The sequence below is a fragment of the Arsenophonus sp. genome (assembly GCA_031446085.1).
Classification (GTDB): Bacteria; Pseudomonadota; Gammaproteobacteria; order Enterobacterales; family Enterobacteriaceae.
Genome location: CP132901.1, coordinates 362,925 through 380,283, shown reverse-complemented (window position 1 = coordinate 380,283; position 17,359 = coordinate 362,925). Strand labels below are relative to the sequence as shown.

Here is a 17,359-nt window from a genome sequence, read left to right as displayed (position 1 = left end):
CCTCTTTAAGTACAGATTTTTTTTAATTTTAAAATTCTTTTTTTATCCAACTAGTAAATTTGTTTAACCAATCACTTATTAATATACTTTTATTTTTTTGTTTTTCATCTTCAAAATGATTTTGTTTTCCATAATGTAAAAGACCAACTGTTGTTGAATAATAAAGTTTTTTCGCATGATCAGTTAAACCAGTAATATTTAATGGTTTTCCAATTCGTACTTGAGTATTAAAAACTTTTTGTGCACATTCAACTAATCCATCCATTTGTGCACCACCTCCAGTTAGTACTATACCTGCAGCTAGATGATGTTTAATTCCATGTTGACGCAATTTATTTTGTAATTTGATAATTTCTTCATTAACTAAATTTAATAATTCTGTATAACGTGGTTCTATTACTTCGGCTAATGTTTGACGTTGTAAATGTCTAGGAGGTCTACCTCCTACACTTGGTACTTCTACATTTTTTTCTTTATTAATTACAGCATTTAATGTACAACCATATTTTATTTTAATAATTTCTGCATCATTTGGTGGGGTTCCAAATGCATAAGAAATATCACTTGTAACAACATTGCCTGCATAAGGAATAACTTTAGTATGTCTTAATGCTCCTCCGGTATAAATTGCCATATCCATTGTTCCTCCACCAATATCTATGACGCATACTCCCAATTCTTGTTCATCTTCAGTAAGTACAGAATAACTGGAAGCTAATCCAGAAAATATTAATTGTTTTACTTTTAATCCACATCTTTCTACAGCTTTCATTATATTTTTAGCCATGTCATTATGACAAGTAATTAAATGTACTTTAGCTTGCATACGAACACCAGAAAGACCTATTGGATTTTTGATTCCTTCTTGGTAATCAATTTTATATTCTTGTGGAATTACATGAAGTATTCTATGTTCATCACGTACTTTTACAGATTTTGCTGTATGAACAACATTGTCAACATCATCTTGAGTGACTTCTTCTTCTGAAATTGGAACCATGCCAATTTCGTTTTGACATCTAATATGTTTTCCAGATAGTGCTAAATATACTGATGTAATTTGACAATCAGCCATTAATTCTGCTTGATTAATAGAACGTTGTACACATTGAACAACAGATTCTAGATCGTTTACACCCCCCTTATCCATTCCTTTAGATGGTGTATTACCTACACCAATTATATTAATAATACCATCTGGTAAAATTTCTCCTACAAGTACAGATACTTTTGAAGTACCAATTTCAAGACCAACTAATAATTTTTTATCTATTGTTTTGATCATCATCAATATCTCTGTATATATTTGATAAATATTTCGAAATTATTAAATATGTAGAAGTTATTTTTTAACTTATAGCTATCCCATTTTTATAGCGAAGATCTATATATCTAATATTTTTTTTAATATTATTTGTCAATATTGGATATAGAGAAATAAATTTATCAAAACGTTCTTTAATATTTTTTGTTCCAATGTTTAATTCTATATTATTGGTTAATTTGACAATCCAACTACCTCGATTTGTCATTTTTAATATTTTAATATCTAAATTATATATTTTTAATTTTTGAATCATAAATTTATACATTTTTAATACTTCATTATGACTATTATTAGGTCCATATAATATTGGAAATTCGTTTTTTATTTTGTTTGATAAAGTAAAAATGTGTCCTTCTATATTAAGAAAAAAGTGATTATTCCATTTTACATAAGGTTCATATTCAGTGAGGTAAATATTTATTATATTTGGCCATTTTTTATAAATTTTAACATTTTGAATCCATGGAATTTCTTTGATTTTATAAATTATGTTTTTAGTGTTTATATTGAAAAAATTTATATTATTATTTAATATAATTTTTTTTATTTCTATATCGTTTGTATATTGTCTTTGACCCATAATTTTTATATTTTTAATGGATAGGTTAATATTTTTTATCAAAAAAAAGAAAATATAAATAATCATAAAAATAATTAAAATTTTTATAAAAAAAAATATTTTAAATATTTTTTTTTTATTAAAAACATAATTTTTATATTTATTTTTTTTTATAAACATTTTAATTATTTTTGTAATATATTATTCTGCTAATTCTAAAATTTTCTTTACTAATTTTGAGAAACTAATGCCTATCGTTTGTGCTGCAATAGGAATTAAGCTTTTTTTTGTCATTCCAGGTGATGTATTTACTTCTAGTAAAAAGAAATTATTGTTATTTTCCATTAAATCAACTCTTCCCCATCCAGAACATCCAATAGATTGATAAGCGTCGTATGCTATTTTTTTTAATTTTAATTCTTTTATTTTACTTAATCCACTTGGACAAAAATATTTTGTTTCAAGAGATTGATATTTTGCATAATAATCAAAAAAATTTTTTTTTGTTTGAATTCGAATTGCAGGTAATATTTTATCTCCTATTATTCCAACAGTATATTCTGGACCATTTAAACATTTTTCAATAAGAATTGTTTCATCGTATTTAAAGGCTGTATTGATTGCATTTTTTAATTTTAAAATAGTATTAATTTTAGAAATTCCAATACTTGATCCTTCTAGTGTTGGTTTTATAATTAATGGCATACCTAAATGTTGAACAAATTGAAAAAGTTCTTTATCTGTTATTTTTTTTATTTTTTTTTTTTTTAAAAAAACATAAGGTGCTACTGGTAAATTAATACCTGACCATAATTGTTTACTTCTTAATTTGTCCATTGCCAGTGCTGAAGCAAGAACCTTACTACCTGTATATGGTAGTTTTAACATTTCTAATACTCCTTGAATTATACCATCTTCTCCACCTTTACCATGTAAAGCTATAAAAACTCTTGTATAATTAAATTCTTTAATTTTTATCAAAGGAAATAATTTAATATCTATAGGATATGCATTAATTTTAGCTTTTTTTAATCCGTTTAAAATAGAATAACCAGATTTTAAAGAAATTTCTTTTTCTGAAGAATTACCTCCTAACAGTACAGCAACTTTATCAATCATAAAGTATTTTTCCTCTATTTTGTATTATTGATTTTAACTTTGTTTTTTTTAAATATTTTGCAATATTTTCTATATTACCTGCACCTTGTATTATTATTAAATCATTTTTTTTAATAATTTTTCTTAATCTTTGAAAGATTTCTTTATTATTTTTTACGAATATCGGATTTATTTTACCTTTTCTTTGAATTTCTTTACATAAATTTTCACTATTTATTCCTAAAATTGGTTTTTCTCCAGCAGAATAAATATTTAACATTAATAAAATATCTACTTTTTGCAATACATTAACAAAACTTAAATATAAATCTTTAGTTCTACTGTATCTATGTGGTTGAAATAACATGATAATTCTTTTTTTTGGCCATCCTATTCTAGCAGTCTTAATAGTTGCTTCTAATTCTGTAGGATGATGTCCATAATCGTCAATGAGTATAATACTTTCATTTTTATCTGTTTGTTTATTTATATAAAAATTTCCTAAGATATCAAATCTTCTTTCTATACCCTGAAATAAATTAATGGAATCAATAATAGTTCGATAAGAAATTTTTTCTGTTATTGCTGTTGTTATGGCAGCAGTGGCATTTAATATATTATGTTTACCAGGTATGTTTAATGAAAACTTTATTTTTTCTCCTCTATTTATTGATAGTTTAAAAAAACTTTTATTTATAATTTGCTTGTATGTAATAATTTGTATATTTGCAGATTTACTAAATCCATATGTAATAATTTTTTTTTTTATTCTAGGAATAATAGATTTGATAATAGGATCATCAATACACAAAATAGCTTTTCCATCATAAGGAAGATTATTTAAAAAAGTAATATAAGATTTTTTTAGTATTTCTATATCGCCTAAATATGTTTCCATATGTTCATATTCTATATTAGTAATAACTATTACATATGGTTTTAATAATAAAAAAGATGCATCACTCTCATCTGCTTCTATTATTAAATAATGACTTTTTCCTAATAGTGCTTGTAATGCATCTTTTTTTGTAATTCCTCCATTAATAAATGTAGGATTTAATCCTGCCATTTGATATATATCATTTATAATAGATGTAGTTGTTGTTTTTCCGTGTGTTCCTGAAACAGCTATGCTATAATAACATTTTGTTAATTCTGCTAATATTTCAGAACGTTTAAAAATTGGAATGCCTATTTTTTTTGCAGTTATTATTTCTATATTGTTTGAAGATATTGCTGTAGAAATAATTAGTGAACATGCGTTAATAACATTTTTTGGATGATGATAGGAATATATTTTAATTCCATTTTTTTTTAATCGTTTAGTAACTTTATTTTTTTTTATATCAGAACCTGTGATATAAAAACCCTTTTTAAATAAAATTTCTGCTAATCCTCCCATTCCCATACCTCCTATTCCAATAAGGTGTATAGGTTGGGATTGATTTGTTGTAAAGTTTAATATATTAAGATTTTGTTTTTTGTAATTCATTTATTTATTTTTTACTATATCTATTAATATAGATGATATTTTTTCAGTGCTATTTCTAATAGCAATATTTTTACTTCTTTTAGCCATTTTTAGAAGATCTTCTCTATTCCAACTTTTTAATATTTTTATTATTTTTTGAGGTGTAAGATTTTTTTCTTTAATAATTATTGCAGAACCAATTTTTTTTAGTATTAATGCGTTTTTATATTGTTGTTGATCTTTATGTTCAAATGGAATAAAGATAGCTGGTAATCCAATAGTTGCAATTTCTGTAACTGTTAGTGCTCCAGATCTAGATATGACAACATCTGCCCAATTATATGCTTGAGAAATATTTTTTATAAATTCTATTAATTTATAATTTTTTAATTTATTATTTAATTGATCGTATATTTTTTTTGTTTCTTTTTTTAATCCTTTTCCAGTTTGGTGTAAAATTAATATTTTTTTGTCTAATTCTGATGCAATTTTTGGTATTATTCTATTTATTGTCTGAGAGCCTTGACTTCCTCCTAATATTAAAATACGTATTATTTTGTTTCTATGTTTAAATCTTTTTTGAGGTACTTCTATATTTAATATTTTTTTACTAATAGGATTTCCAACTGTTTGAGCATCTTTGAAAGTATTAGGAAAAGCTTGTAAAACTAATTTTGCAAAAAGAGATAAAAAACGATTTGTTAATCCAGCAATTGTATTTTGCTCATGTAAAATGATAGGGATATTAGAAATCCATCCTGCAATAGAACCTGGTCCAGAAATATATCCTCCCATTGATAAAATTATATCAGGTTGATATTTATTTATTATTTTTTTAGATTTTAAAATTGCTTCGAATATTTTTATAAAATTACAAAAAAAATTTTTTATTCCTTTTCCACGTAATCCTGATATTTCAATAGATTTAAATTTAATTTTTTCTTTTGGAATTAAAAGATATTCCATTTTTCTTGTAGTTCCTATCCAATAAATTTTCCATCCTTTATTTTTTAGATATTTTGCTATTTCAATTCCAGGTAATATATGTCCTCCAGTTCCACCACCTATAATCATTAATTTTTTAATATTATTCATTATTTTTTATTAAAATTGCTTGATTTAAATTAGTACGAATTTCAAAATCGATTCTTATTAATATTGCAATTGACATAATTATGATTAATAAACTAGATCCTCCATAGCTAATTAACGGTAAAGTTAACCCTTTAGTAGGTAATAATCCAGATGCAGAACCAATGTTAATTAGTGCTTGTACTGTTAACCAAATACCGATAGCACATGCTAAATATCCTGAGAAATATTCCTTGTTATCCAAAGATTTTTTCCCTATTTTTATACTTTTAAAAATAATATAAAATAACAGTAAAAGTACTGTAATGACACCAAAATATCCTAATTCTTCTGCTAAAATAGAAAAAATAAAATCTGTATGTGCCTCAGGTAAATATTCTAATTTTTGAATTGAATTTCCTAATCCTTCTCCAAATAAAAAACCTCTACCAAATGCCATTAGTGATTGTGTTAGTTGATATCCAGTATTAAATGGATCTTCCCACGGATTTAAGAAACTCATTATACGTTCCAAACGGTATGGTTGGATGGTAATTAGTATGAAAATAGTAAAAACAAAACTTGTAATACTGATTACAAATATAATTAATTTAGCTCCAGCTAAAAATAGCAGTGATAAAATAGTAACTAATAATATTATAATTGTTCCAAAATCTGGTTGTATTAATAATAATATGCTTATTACTATTAAAATGAATATAGGTTTTATAAATCCAAAAAATTGATTTTTTACTTCTTCATATTTTCTAACAATATATCCACTAATATAAATAAATGAAGTTAATTTTGTAATTTCAGACGGTTGTAAACTAATTATTCCAATATGTATCCATCTTGATGAGCCATTTATATTTTCTCCAAAAAAGAGTACAATTATTAGTAAGGAACAATTAAATATTAATAATGTAATGCTATTTTTTTCCCACCATTTGATTGGAATAGTTAAAATAAATATAAATAATAAAGAAGATATAATTAAATAGATTAAATTTTTTTTTGCAAAAAAATATGGATCTTCTGTTAATTTTTGTCCTATAGAAATAGACGCAGATGTTACCATAATGAAACCTACAATTGAAAGGAAAATAACACTCCAAAGTAAATTTCGGTCATATAAAATAATATTTATTTTTTTTTTTTATAATTTTTTTTAAATTTAATCATTCTTTTTAACTAATTTGGTAAATGTTTTTCCTCTATGTTCAAAATTATTAAATTGATCAAAGCTAGAACATCCTGGTGAAAATAGTACAATGTCTCCTTTTTTTAAAAGAGGAGAGATATGTTGTATGAGTTCTTGGATTGTATTTTTTAAAATACTATTTTTTTTTAATTTTAATAAAAGATGTCCATCTTTTCCAAAACAATATAATTTGATATTACTATATTTTATGTAATTATATAAAATTTCAATGTTTTTTGATTTTAAAATTCCGCCCATAATTAAATGTATATTTTTTTTTGTTTTTGTTGCTTTTAATGCTGCTATAGTACTACCTAAATTAGTAGATTTTGAATCGTTAATCCATTTGATACCTTTATATTTGTGTATGCATTCCATTCTATATGGTAGTGGAGTATATTTGATTATATTATTTAAAATATTTTTATAAGGTATTCCTATTTTTTTAGTTATTGCAATTGCTGCTAAAATATTTAAATAATTATGTTCTCCTGTTAAATGAATTTGATTAATATCAATTAATTTTTTTCCATTGGATTCTAATGTTTTTTTAGTTGTATTTAATTGATAGTTACCAGAATTTATTCCAAAACTTATACAATCTTTTTTTTCTTTTAATAAAGGCCATGTATTTTTATCTTGTTCATTAATAATACAAGTAAGTGCATTATCATATATTTTCAATTTTTTCGAACAATATTCTGAAAAACCTTTTGGATAACGATCCAAATGATCTTCAGTGATATTTAATATAGTTGAAATATTTGATTTCAATGAAAAAGTAGTTTCTAGTTGAAAACTAGAAAGTTCTAAAATATATAAATCATATTTTTTTTTTAATAAACTTAAAACAGGAATGCCAATATTTCCACCTATAGCAACATTCCATCCATTTTTTTTTAGTATATAATACACTAATGTAGCAACTGTACTTTTTCCATTTGAACCTGTAATAGAAATAATTGGTTTATTAACTTCATAAGAAAAAATTTCTATATCACTGACTATTTTGATTCCTTTTTTTATTGCTTCTTTTAATCCTGGTATTTTTAATGAAATACCAGGATTAATGACAATTAAATCAGCATTCATAATCCATTTTCTTTTTATTGATCCAAAATGATATTTAATATTTTTTAGAATATTTTTGTTTTTTAATGTTGATTTAATCTCTATTACATATATATCAGTTTTGTAAGATAAAAAAAAGTCTATACAGGATAATCCAGTAATTCCTAAACCTATAATAACAATTTTTTTACCATTATAATTCATTTTTAAAATCCTATAAAAATTATTAAACTAATTAATAAAAAAATAATAGAAATTATCCAAATTCTTATAACAATTTTTGGTTCAGAATATCCTTTTAATTCATAGTGATGATGAATTGGAGCCATATAAAAAATTCTTTTTTTATATAATTTAAATGATATCATTTGCAGTATTACAGATATTGTTTCTATTATAAAAACTCCGCTCATAATAAAGAAAAAAAATTCTTGATGTGTTAATATAGCTAATATTCCTAATATTCCTCCTAATCCTAACGATCCAGTATCTCCCATAATAATTTGAGAAGGATAAGTATTAAACCATAAAAAACCTAATCCTGAACCTATTATAGATGCATAAATAATATTTAATTCATTAGCATATTTTAAATAAATTACGTTAAAATAATTAGCAATATTTATATTACCAATAATAAATAGCATTATTGTCGATCCAAATGAAATTAATATTACAGGCATGATCGCTAATCCATCTAATCCATCTGTTAAATTTACTCCATTGCTTGTACCAACTAAAATAAAATAAATTAAAATTATATAAGTAACAAAATTTAATTTTATTATAATTGGATTTAAAAGTGGTAGTATTAATTTTATAGATAAATAATTTTCATTATTAACACATAAAAAAAAACCAATTAGTAGTGCAGAAATAGATTGAAAAAAATATTTCCAACAGGATCTTAATCCTGTTGAGTTCTGATTTTTAATTTTTTTATAATCATCAATAAAACCGATTATGCTGTACATTAGTAATGTAATTAATACATACCATACTTGTATATTTTGTAAATTACTCCATAATAAAACAGAAATAGTAATAGAAAATATTATTAATATTCCACCCATTGTGGGTACGTTTTTCTTCTTTTTATGAAGATTTGGTCCTTCTTTCCTAATTATTTGATGAACTTTTTTTTTTTTAAGATAATTAATTAAAAATGGTCCAAATATTAGTAAAATAAAAAAAGATGTAAATAAACTTCCAAAAAAACGCAAATTTAGATGTGTTATCCAGTTAAGATTTAAAAAGAAATTTGTAATAATTATTAGCACAAAAAATGCTCCTTAATTTTCTTTACTATTTTTTCCATTCTCATTTTTCTAGATCCTTTAATTAATATTGATATTTTTTCTTTTTTATTAATTATTTGAATTAATTGTTTAATTATTTGATTTTTTGATTTAAAAAATTTTCCAAAAATAATTTTGTTATTAACAATTTTATATTTATCACCTATAATAAAGACCTCATCTAAATTTGATTTAATTACATAATTAGCTATTATTTTATGAAAGATAATGCTTTTTTTCCCTAATTCGTATGTATCTCCAATAACTAATACTTTGTACATATTTAATTGAGATGATAAAAAATTAATTGCAGAAATCATTGAACCTATATTTGAATTATAGGTATCATCAAAAACAAATTTATTTTTTTTTAATATTATAGGATATAATCGTCCTTTAATTGGTTTGGAATTTAATATTCCATTGTAAATATGGTTTAAATTAGCTCCTACTGATATTGATATTGCAGTTGCTGCTAATACATTAGAAACATTATGTATTCCAGGAATATTTAATAATACTTTATCTAGTATTCCTATAGGTGTATGCATATCAAATTGAACATTGTTGATATTTGTTTTTATATTTTTTGCATAAAAATGACAATTTTTTTTTTTAAATAAAGAAAAATAAAATATATTTTGTTTATCAGTAAATTTTGATTTCCAATTTTTTAAATCATGACTGTCTAAGTTAAAAATGCCAGTTCCTTTTTTAGATAAATAAGATAGAATTTCTCCTTTTTCTTTAGATACTCCTTTAATTGATTTAAATTTATCTAAATGTGCATGAAATATATTATTAATTAATATAGAATCAGGATTTATTATTTTTGATATATATTCAATTTCTCCAAATGTATTACTTCCTACTTCAATTACAACATATTTGTTTTTGGTACTTAATTGAAATAGAGTTAGTGCAACTCCTATATTATTATTATTATTTTTGTAAGTATATAATGTTGAGTTAGATTGAGATAAAATTGATGCAGTAATTTCTTTAACAGAAGTTTTTCCAGCAGATCCAGTAATTCCAATAATTTTAGCATTACATTTTTTTCTTATCCAATTTGCAATTTTTCCCATTGCTAATCGGGTATCTTTTACAATAATTTGTGGAAATTTTACATTTATTTTTTGATTTAGTAATAGTATAATTGCACCAGATTTAATAGCATCTTTGACAAAGAAATGTGAGTCATATTTATTTCCTTTTAAAGCAATAAATAGGCTGTTTTTTTGTTTTTTTCTACTATCTATACTAATATTTTCAATAAAGAGATCTTTTTCTGTTTTTTTATTACTTTCATAAAGTATTCCGTTTGTTATATTAGTTAATTGAATTATTGAAATAGGAATCATGTATTACTCCTTAATATATTATTAACTATTTCTCTATCTGAATGTAATAATTTATTATTATTTACTATTTGATAATTTTCATCTCCCTTTCCTGCTATTAAAATAACATCATTTTTTTTAGCATATTTAATAGAATAAATAATCGCTTTTAGTCTATCAAAGATTAAAATAACTCGATGTTTATAAAAAAATCCTTTTAAAATATCATTAATAATAATTTGTGGGTCTTCATTTCTTGGATTATCATTAGTTAATATCACAATATCAGAATATATTTCTGCAATATTACCCATTATCATACGTTTTTTTTTATCTCTTTCTCCACCACATCCAAATATGCACCATAATTTTCCTTCACAATATAAACGAGAAGTAATTAATGCATTTTTTAATGCTATTGGATTGTGAGCATAATCTACAATTATTGTTGGGTTTTCTTTAGAATAAAAAAGTTCCATTCTTCCAGATATAGGCTTGATAAATTTGCAACATTTTTTTATTATTTCAAATGGATATTTTAATGTTAATAAAGTTCCTATAGCTAACATGAGATTACTAATTTGAAATTTTCCTATTAAACAAGTTTGAATTTTTGCTTGACCCCAACTTGATTTGAAATCAATTAATGTACCAAATTTAAAATATTGTATTTTTTTAACAGTAATTTTAAATCCATTCCATTTTTTTGGTATGCAATTATTTAGAGAGATAAGACAAGCTTTTGGAAAATATGATATCCATTTAATTCCAGTTTTATCATCTACGTTAATAATTTGATAATTAGATTTATGTTGAGAAAATAAAAGCCATTTTGCATTTTCATAATTTTGCATTGTTTGGTGATATTCTAAATGTTCGTTAGTAAGATTGGTAAAGACTATAGCTTCAAAATTCAATGCTGCAACACGTTTTTGTACTAATCCATGAGATGAAACTTCAATTGCTACTAAAGAAACTTTTTTTTTTACAAATTTTTGTAATTCATATTGTATTTTAATAGCAGAACTAGTTGTATTAATACTTGGTTTGATATCGTTTAAAATTCCATTACCAATGCTACCCATTACAGCAGAAATTTCTCCAATTTTTTGGACTAACTGTGCTATAAAATGGCTTGTACTAGTTTTTCCATTTGTTCCTGTAATTCCAATTAGTTTTAATTTTGATGATGGATTTTGATAAATTTTTCCAGATAAAAAAGATAGATGATTTTTTAATTTTTTTATATATATAATTGGTGTATTATTAACGTATTCAATAATACCGTGTTGTTTTTTTTTAAAGCATTCCGATAAAATTATTTTCGAACCATTTTGAATAGCTTGATTGATATATTTTCTTCCATCTTCTTCTATTCCTTTAACTGCAATGAATAGGTCACCGGATTGTATTTTTTTACTGTTAGAAATAATTTTTCTAAAAAATAAATTTGGTGCATCAATTCCAATAGATTTTAATATTTTTTTCAAATTGATATGATACATATTTTATTTAGTTTTTTAAATAGTTATTTTTGATCTGGTTTAATTTGCATTAAATGTAATATACTTTTCATAATGTTTTTAAATATTGGTGCAGAAACTATCCCTCCATAATATTTGCCTGTTTTTGGTTTATTGATTAATACAATTAAAGCGTATTTTGGATTACTTGCTGGTGCTATTCCAACAGTATATGCAACATATTCATTAATATATTTCCCTTGTTTATTAACAATTTTTACTGTTCCTGTTTTGATAGCAATTCTATATCCTTGGATAGATGCTTTTACTCCTGCTCCGCCTGGTAATGAAACACTTTCTAACATTTTAATAATTGTACGAATGATAGATTCTGAATATATTTTTTTTTCTATTATTGGATGTTCAACTTTTAAAATAGATAAAGGTATATATATTCCAAGATTTCCTATGATTGTGTAAGCTTTTATTAATTGTAAAGGAGTTACCATAAATCCATAACCAAATGAAAAAGTTGCTTTTTGAATTTTAGAAAGTTTTTTATTTTTAGGTAATATTCCATTTTGTTCTCCAATTAGTCCTAAATTAGTTGATTTTCCTAATCCAAATTGTGAATAAGTATCAATTAATTCTTTATCAGATAATTTTAAAGCTATTTTTGAAATTCCTACATTGCTAGATTTTTTTAAAATTTCTGTAACTGATAATGAATGATATAATTTTACGTCTTTAATTTTATATTTATTAATAAAATATGGATTAGTATCTATTATACTATTATCTTTAATCATTCCATTGTATAACGCTCCAATCATTACTATTGGTTTAATTGTTGATCCTGGTTCAAATAAATCAGTAATAGCTCTATTTCTTATTATTTGGTTAGCAGTATGAATAAAATTATTTGGATTATAAGAAGGACTATTTACCATTGCTAATATTTCTCCAGTTTTTATATCTACGACTATAGCTGTTCCGGATTCAGCTTTATTTTTTTTAACAGCATTTTCTAATTCATAATAAGTTAACGATTGTATTTTGCTATCTATACTTAAAGTTAAATCATCTGGTTTTTTATCGTTTTGAATAAATAAATTTTCAATAATATGTCCTTGTTTATTTGTTCGAATAATTTTTTTCCCTGGTTTTCCAGACAGTTTTTGATCAAAACTTTTTTCTATACCTTCTATTCCATTTCCATCAATATCAGTAATACCAATTAAATGTGCAGTAATTTTCCCTAATGGATAGTAACGTTTTGTTTCTTTTTTTAAGAAAATTCCATTTATTTTTAATTTTAAAATATATTCTATATTTGAATAGTGAATTTGACGTGCTAAATAAATAAAACGATTTTTAGAATTAATTTGTATTTTTTTTTTGATCGATGAAACAGGAATATTTATTATTTCAGATAATTCTTTCCATTTTTTTTCTTTTATTTCCATATTATTAAAAATAATTTTTTTTGGATCAGCACATATAGCATATACTGGAATACTAATTGCTAATTTTTTTCCATTCCTATCATAGATCATACCTCTTAGATTATTAATGACTAAGGTTCTGATTGAACGCATATTTCCTTGTTTTGTTAAATCTTTTGTATTAATAATTTGTAAATAAGTAATTCTAAAAATTAAAATAATTAGTATTAATCCAACACTAGTAAATAATAAAAAAAAACGTAATTTAATATATTTTATTTTTTGTTTCATATTTTTAGTAGTTAATAACAATATTTTTGTTGTATTAAAGATAATATTTTTATTGATTAATAATTTTGTTTGTGGAATTAGGATCTATATAAATCATTTTTAACACTTCTATAGAAGTTTTCTCTATTTTAGAATATTCTTTTAATGAATTTTCTTCTAATAGAAGATTACGCCATTCAGCATCTAATTGTTCTTGTTTATTTAAAAGCAATTCTTTATATGTTGTTAAGAATCGTATTTTATGACGTAAATTAATATTAAGAAATGAAAAAATAATAATTAGTATAATAAGAAAAATATGAATAATATTATTTTGAATAATATCTATTCCTATAATAGTAATCAAATTATATTTATGGTTTTTCATATTGATTATTTTATTTTTTCTGCAAAACGAAGAATTGCACTTCTTGATCGAGGATTTTTAGAAATTTCATTTTTTGTCGCTTTAACTTTTCCAAGTTTTTTCATTTTTTTTGGAAATTTTTTTCTTATTTCATTTTCAGTAATAGGTAATTTTGATGGAATGTTCAATAAAATATTACTATTGTTTGTAATAAATGATTTTATTAATTTATCTTCTAAAGAATGAAAACTAATAACAGATAATCTTCCATAAGTTGCTAATATATTTAATGAATCTTTTAAAAACTTTTTTATTTCTTCTAATTCATTATTAATATAAATTCGAATTGCTTGAAAGGTTTTAGTTGCTGGATTTTTTTTCCTTTTTTTTATAGAAATGCATTTATTGATTAATTCTTTTAATTTTACAGTACTATTTAATGGATCATTTTTATTGAGTTGATTGTAATAAAATATATTTTTAGCTATTTTTTTCGCATATTTTTCTTCTCCATATTTTTTTAAAATTTTTTCTATATCTTTTTTTTTAGCATATGTAAGCCATTTTTTTGCTGTTTCTCCTTTTTGTTGATTCATTCTCATATCTAATGGTCCATCTTTCATGAATGAAAACCCTCTTTTTGGATTATCTAATTGTATTGAAGACATACCAAGATCTAATAATATTCCATTGATTTTACCTTCTAATTTTTGAAATTTAATAAATTTGAATAATTTAGAAAAGCAAAGATTATGAATGATAAGTCTTTTGTCTTTTATTTTTTTAGCTATTTCAATTGCTTCTGGATCTCGATCAATTGCTATTAACTTTCCATATGGTCCTAAATGAGATAAAATCAATTTAGAATGTCCTCCTGTTCCAAAAGTAGCATCAATGTATATTCCTGATTTCTTGATATTTAAACTATTAATGGCTTCATTTAATAATACACTTTTATATTTTTTTTTATTCAAATTTATATTCCATTTTTATTTTTTTAAAAAATTTAATTTAATGTGAAATATGTGAAAATAAATTTTAAATTAGTTTAAAATTAATGATTTATTGAAAATTTGTCAAATTTAATAAGGTATATATAAATAATATATAATTTAATTAAATTAATTTTTTTATATATAGAAATATTTTAATATTATATATTTTCATATATTAAAAAATAAACTTTATTCTTGTTATTTTTATTAATTTATATCATTATATTTTTTAAATATAATTTTTTTAATTTAAACAATTCATATGAACATTAAAAATATTCCAAATGGAAAAAAAGTTCCTGATGATTTATATGCTATTATAGAAATACCCGCTTATTCTTTACCAGTAAAGTATGAAATTAATAAAGATTTAGGTGTATTATTTGTTGATAGATTTATTGCTACTTCAATGTTTTATCCATGTAATTATGGGTATATTAATAATACACTTGCATTGGATGGAGATCCAATGGATGTATTAGTTCCAACACCATATCCATTACAATCTAAAACAGTAATTCGTTGTCGTCCTATTGGTTTATTAAAAATGACTGATGAATCTGGTATTGATTTAAAATTAATTGCAGTACCACATTCTAAAATTACAAAAGAATATGATCACATATATAGTATATGTGATTTGCCTATTTTATTAAAAAAACAGATTCAACATTTTTTTCAGAATTATAAACAATTAGAAAGTAAAAAATGGGTTAGTATAGATGGTTGGGAAGATGTAAATATAAGTAAAAAAGAAATTACTCTTTCTGTAGAAAGAGCATTAACTAAATCAACAATATAAAATTATGCATACTATATTATGATGCATAATATAGTATGCATTTTGCATGTTATTTATTATTTAATAAATAATTTATTATATTATTCAATAATATTAGTTACTAATCCTGCTCCAACTGTATGTCCTCCTTCTCTAATAGCAAATCTTAAACCAACATCCATGGCAATAGGTGCTATTAAAGTAACTTGCATATGTATATTATCTCCAGGCATAACCATTTCAACATTTTCTTTTAATTTTATTGTTCCAGTAACATCGGTAGTTCTGAAATAGAATTGTGGTCGATATCCGTTAAAAAATGGTGTATGTCGACCTCCTTCTTCTTTTTTTAGGATATATACTTCTGAATCAAATTTAGTGTATGGCTTAATAGAATTAGGTTCTGCTAAGACTTGACCTCGTTCAACTTCTTCTCTTTTTGTTCCTCTTAATAAAATTCCTACATTTTCACCAGCTCTTCCTTCATCTAATAATTTTCGAAACATTTCTACTCCAGTACATATTGTCTTAGTAGTTTTTTTTAAGCCAACTATTTCGATTTCAGATCCAACTTTTACAATTCCAGTTTCGATCCTTCCAGTTACTACAGTTCCTCTTCCAGATATAGAAAAAACATCTTCAATAGGTAAAAGAAAAGGTTTATTAATAGCTCTAACTGGTTCTGGAATATATTCATCTAATGCATTTGTAAGTTGTAAAATTTTTTCTTCCCATTCTTGAATACCATCTAAAGCTTTTAAAGCAGATCCTTGAATAATTGGTGTTTTATCTCCAGGAAAATTATATTGTGTAAGTAATTCTCGAACTTCTATTTCGACAAGTTCAAGTAATTCTTTATCATCTACCATGTCGCATTTATTTAAAAATACCACGATATAAGGTACACCAACTTGTCTAGCTAATAATATATGTTCACGAGTTTGAGGCATTGGTCCATCTGTTGCAGCTACAACTAATATTGCTCCATCCATTTGTGCTGCTCCAGTAATCATATTTTTTATATAATCAGCATGTCCTGGACAATCTACATGAGCATAATGTCTTAAAGAAGTATCATATTCTACATGAGATGTTGAAATAGTAATACCTCTAGCTTTTTCTTCTGGTGCATTATCTATTTGTTCAAAAGCAAATGCATTACCTCCATATTTTTTAGCTAATACAGTGGTTATAGCTGATGTTAGAGTAGTTTTACCATGATCAACATGACCAATTGTACCAACGTTAAGATGTGGTTTTGAACGTTGAAATTTTTCTTTAGACATTATATTTTTACCTTTAAATATTTAATTATTATTTAACTCTTTTTATTAAAAAAATGAATTAAACGATAATTTTTTTATGTATTTAATTATAAATCTTATTTATTCATATATTAGTGCTGATAGGCAGAATTGAACTGCCGACCTCATCCATACCAAGGATGTGCTCTACCTACTAAGCTATATCAGCCCTATATATTTTTTTAGCGGATAGCGGGATTTGAACCCGCATCATCAGCTTGGAAGGCTGAGATAATAACCATTATACCATATCCGCTATATATTTGTTTAAAATTAATATATAAAAATAAAC

The 17,359-nt window shown here is 23.5% G+C and carries 15 protein-coding genes and 2 tRNA genes; 1 reads left to right on the top strand and 16 read right to left on the bottom strand.

Annotation, left to right across the window (positions count from 1 at the left end; translation table 11 throughout):
• Positions 1–28 precede the first annotated feature (28 nt).
• The 13 genes from ftsA to rsmH all read right to left on the bottom strand — a co-directional run bounded on the left by ftsA (position 29) and on the right by rsmH (position 14,967).
• A complete protein-coding gene (gene ftsA, locus RA161_01840) occupies positions 29–1,285 on the bottom strand; it encodes a cell division protein FtsA (protein WMY97267.1) in 1,257 nt (418 codons plus the stop codon).
• A gap of 64 nt (positions 1,286–1,349) precedes the next feature.
• On the bottom strand, positions 1,350–1,907 hold the full coding sequence (locus tag RA161_01835) for a cell division protein FtsQ/DivIB (GenBank protein WMY97266.1): 558 nt from the start codon (positions 1,905–1,907) through the stop codon (positions 1,350–1,352).
• Between the two features lie 180 nt (positions 1,908–2,087).
• A complete protein-coding gene (locus tag RA161_01830; GenBank protein WMY97265.1) occupies positions 2,088–3,005 on the bottom strand; it encodes a D-alanine--D-alanine ligase in 918 nt (305 codons plus the stop codon).
• Entirely contained in the window at positions 2,998–4,476 is a 1,479-nt protein-coding gene (gene murC, locus RA161_01825) for a UDP-N-acetylmuramate--L-alanine ligase (GenBank protein ID WMY97264.1), read from the bottom strand. The genes RA161_01830 and murC overlap by 8 nt, the downstream gene beginning before the upstream one ends.
• Complete coding sequence (gene murG, locus RA161_01820; GenBank protein ID WMY97263.1) at positions 4,477–5,550, bottom strand: undecaprenyldiphospho-muramoylpentapeptide beta-N-acetylglucosaminyltransferase; 1,074 nt, start codon at positions 5,548–5,550, stop codon at positions 4,477–4,479.
• Positions 5,543–6,622 (bottom strand): cell division protein FtsW, encoded by a 1,080-nt coding sequence (ftsW, locus tag RA161_01815; protein ID WMY97719.1) that lies wholly within the window; start codon positions 6,620–6,622, stop codon positions 5,543–5,545. The genes murG and ftsW overlap by 8 nt, the downstream gene beginning before the upstream one ends.
• An 81-nt stretch (positions 6,623–6,703) precedes the next feature.
• The gene (murD, locus tag RA161_01810) at positions 6,704–8,005 is read right to left on the bottom strand and encodes a UDP-N-acetylmuramoyl-L-alanine--D-glutamate ligase (GenBank protein WMY97262.1); all 1,302 of its coding nucleotides are present in this window, start codon (positions 8,003–8,005) and stop codon (positions 6,704–6,706) included.
• A gap of 2 nt (positions 8,006–8,007) precedes the next feature.
• Positions 8,008–9,081: a phospho-N-acetylmuramoyl-pentapeptide-transferase gene (mraY, locus tag RA161_01805; GenBank protein WMY97261.1), complete on the bottom strand. Its 1,074-nt coding sequence runs from the start codon at positions 9,079–9,081 to the stop codon at positions 8,008–8,010.
• Positions 9,075–10,463 (bottom strand): UDP-N-acetylmuramoyl-tripeptide--D-alanyl-D-alanine ligase, encoded by a 1,389-nt coding sequence (murF, locus tag RA161_01800; protein ID WMY97260.1) that lies wholly within the window; start codon positions 10,461–10,463, stop codon positions 9,075–9,077. Before murF ends, mraY begins: the two co-directional genes overlap by 7 nt.
• Positions 10,460–11,947, bottom strand: coding sequence for a UDP-N-acetylmuramoyl-L-alanyl-D-glutamate--2,6-diaminopimelate ligase (gene murE, locus RA161_01795; protein WMY97259.1), 1,488 nt, complete (start codon positions 11,945–11,947; stop codon positions 10,460–10,462). Before murE ends, murF begins: the two co-directional genes overlap by 4 nt.
• 23 nt (positions 11,948–11,970) lie before the next feature.
• Positions 11,971–13,641 carry a peptidoglycan glycosyltransferase FtsI gene (gene ftsI / locus RA161_01790; GenBank protein ID WMY97258.1) on the bottom strand — a complete coding sequence of 557 codons (1,671 nt, stop codon included), beginning with the start codon at positions 13,639–13,641 and terminating at the stop codon, positions 11,971–11,973.
• Between the two features lie 49 nt (positions 13,642–13,690).
• Positions 13,691–14,008, bottom strand: a complete 318-nt coding sequence (gene ftsL / locus RA161_01785; protein WMY97257.1) for a cell division protein FtsL — start codon at positions 14,006–14,008, stop codon at positions 13,691–13,693.
• Positions 14,009–14,013: 5 nt separating this feature from the next.
• Positions 14,014–14,967, bottom strand: a complete 954-nt coding sequence (gene rsmH, locus RA161_01780; protein WMY97718.1) for a 16S rRNA (cytosine(1402)-N(4))-methyltransferase RsmH — start codon at positions 14,965–14,967, stop codon at positions 14,014–14,016.
• 277 nt (positions 14,968–15,244) lie between these two features.
• On the opposite strand from rsmH, the gene ppa reads away from it, so the two are divergent.
• The gene (ppa, locus tag RA161_01775) at positions 15,245–15,784 is read left to right on the top strand and encodes an inorganic diphosphatase (protein WMY97256.1); all 540 of its coding nucleotides are present in this window, start codon (positions 15,245–15,247) and stop codon (positions 15,782–15,784) included.
• An 80-nt stretch (positions 15,785–15,864) separates the two neighbouring features.
• Here ppa and tuf read toward each other — a convergent pair whose 3' ends face one another.
• From tuf to RA161_01760, 3 genes are all read right to left on the bottom strand, one after another.
• Complete coding sequence (gene tuf / locus RA161_01770; protein WMY97255.1) at positions 15,865–17,049, bottom strand: elongation factor Tu; 1,185 nt, start codon at positions 17,047–17,049, stop codon at positions 15,865–15,867.
• Between the two features lie 114 nt (positions 17,050–17,163).
• Positions 17,164–17,236: transfer RNA gene (locus RA161_01765), tRNA-Thr, on the bottom strand.
• Positions 17,237–17,251: 15 nt separating this feature from the next.
• Positions 17,252–17,323: transfer RNA gene (locus RA161_01760), tRNA-Gly, on the bottom strand.
• Between the last annotated feature and the right edge of the window lie 36 nt (positions 17,324–17,359).

What these genes read in the sequence shown, in the direction of transcription:
- murG (WMY97263.1), bottom strand. Translation starts at nt 5,550, where the DNA reads ATGAATAATATTAAAAAATTAATGATTATAGGTGGTGGAACTGGAGGA.
- murE (WMY97259.1), bottom strand. Translation starts at nt 11,947, where the DNA reads ATGTATCATATCAATTTGAAAAAAATATTAAAATCTATTGGAATTGAT.
- murC (WMY97264.1), bottom strand. Translation starts at nt 4,476, where the DNA reads ATGAATTACAAAAAACAAAATCTTAATATATTAAACTTTACAACAAAT.
- RA161_01830 (WMY97265.1), bottom strand. Translation starts at nt 3,005, where the DNA reads ATGATTGATAAAGTTGCTGTACTGTTAGGAGGTAATTCTTCAGAAAAA.
- tuf (WMY97255.1), bottom strand. Translation starts at nt 17,049, where the DNA reads ATGTCTAAAGAAAAATTTCAACGTTCAAAACCACATCTTAACGTTGGT.
- ftsI (WMY97258.1), bottom strand. Translation starts at nt 13,641, where the DNA reads ATGAAACAAAAAATAAAATATATTAAATTACGTTTTTTTTTATTATTT.
- ftsL (WMY97257.1), bottom strand. Translation starts at nt 14,008, where the DNA reads ATGAAAAACCATAAATATAATTTGATTACTATTATAGGAATAGATATT.
- ppa (WMY97256.1), top strand. Translation starts at nt 15,245, where the DNA reads ATGAACATTAAAAATATTCCAAATGGAAAAAAAGTTCCTGATGATTTA.
- murD (WMY97262.1), bottom strand. Translation starts at nt 8,005, where the DNA reads ATGAATTATAATGGTAAAAAAATTGTTATTATAGGTTTAGGAATTACT.
- murF (WMY97260.1), bottom strand. Translation starts at nt 10,463, where the DNA reads ATGATTCCTATTTCAATAATTCAATTAACTAATATAACAAACGGAATA.
- RA161_01835 (WMY97266.1), bottom strand. Translation starts at nt 1,907, where the DNA reads ATGGGTCAAAGACAATATACAAACGATATAGAAATAAAAAAAATTATA.
- ftsA (WMY97267.1), bottom strand. Translation starts at nt 1,285, where the DNA reads ATGATCAAAACAATAGATAAAAAATTATTAGTTGGTCTTGAAATTGGT.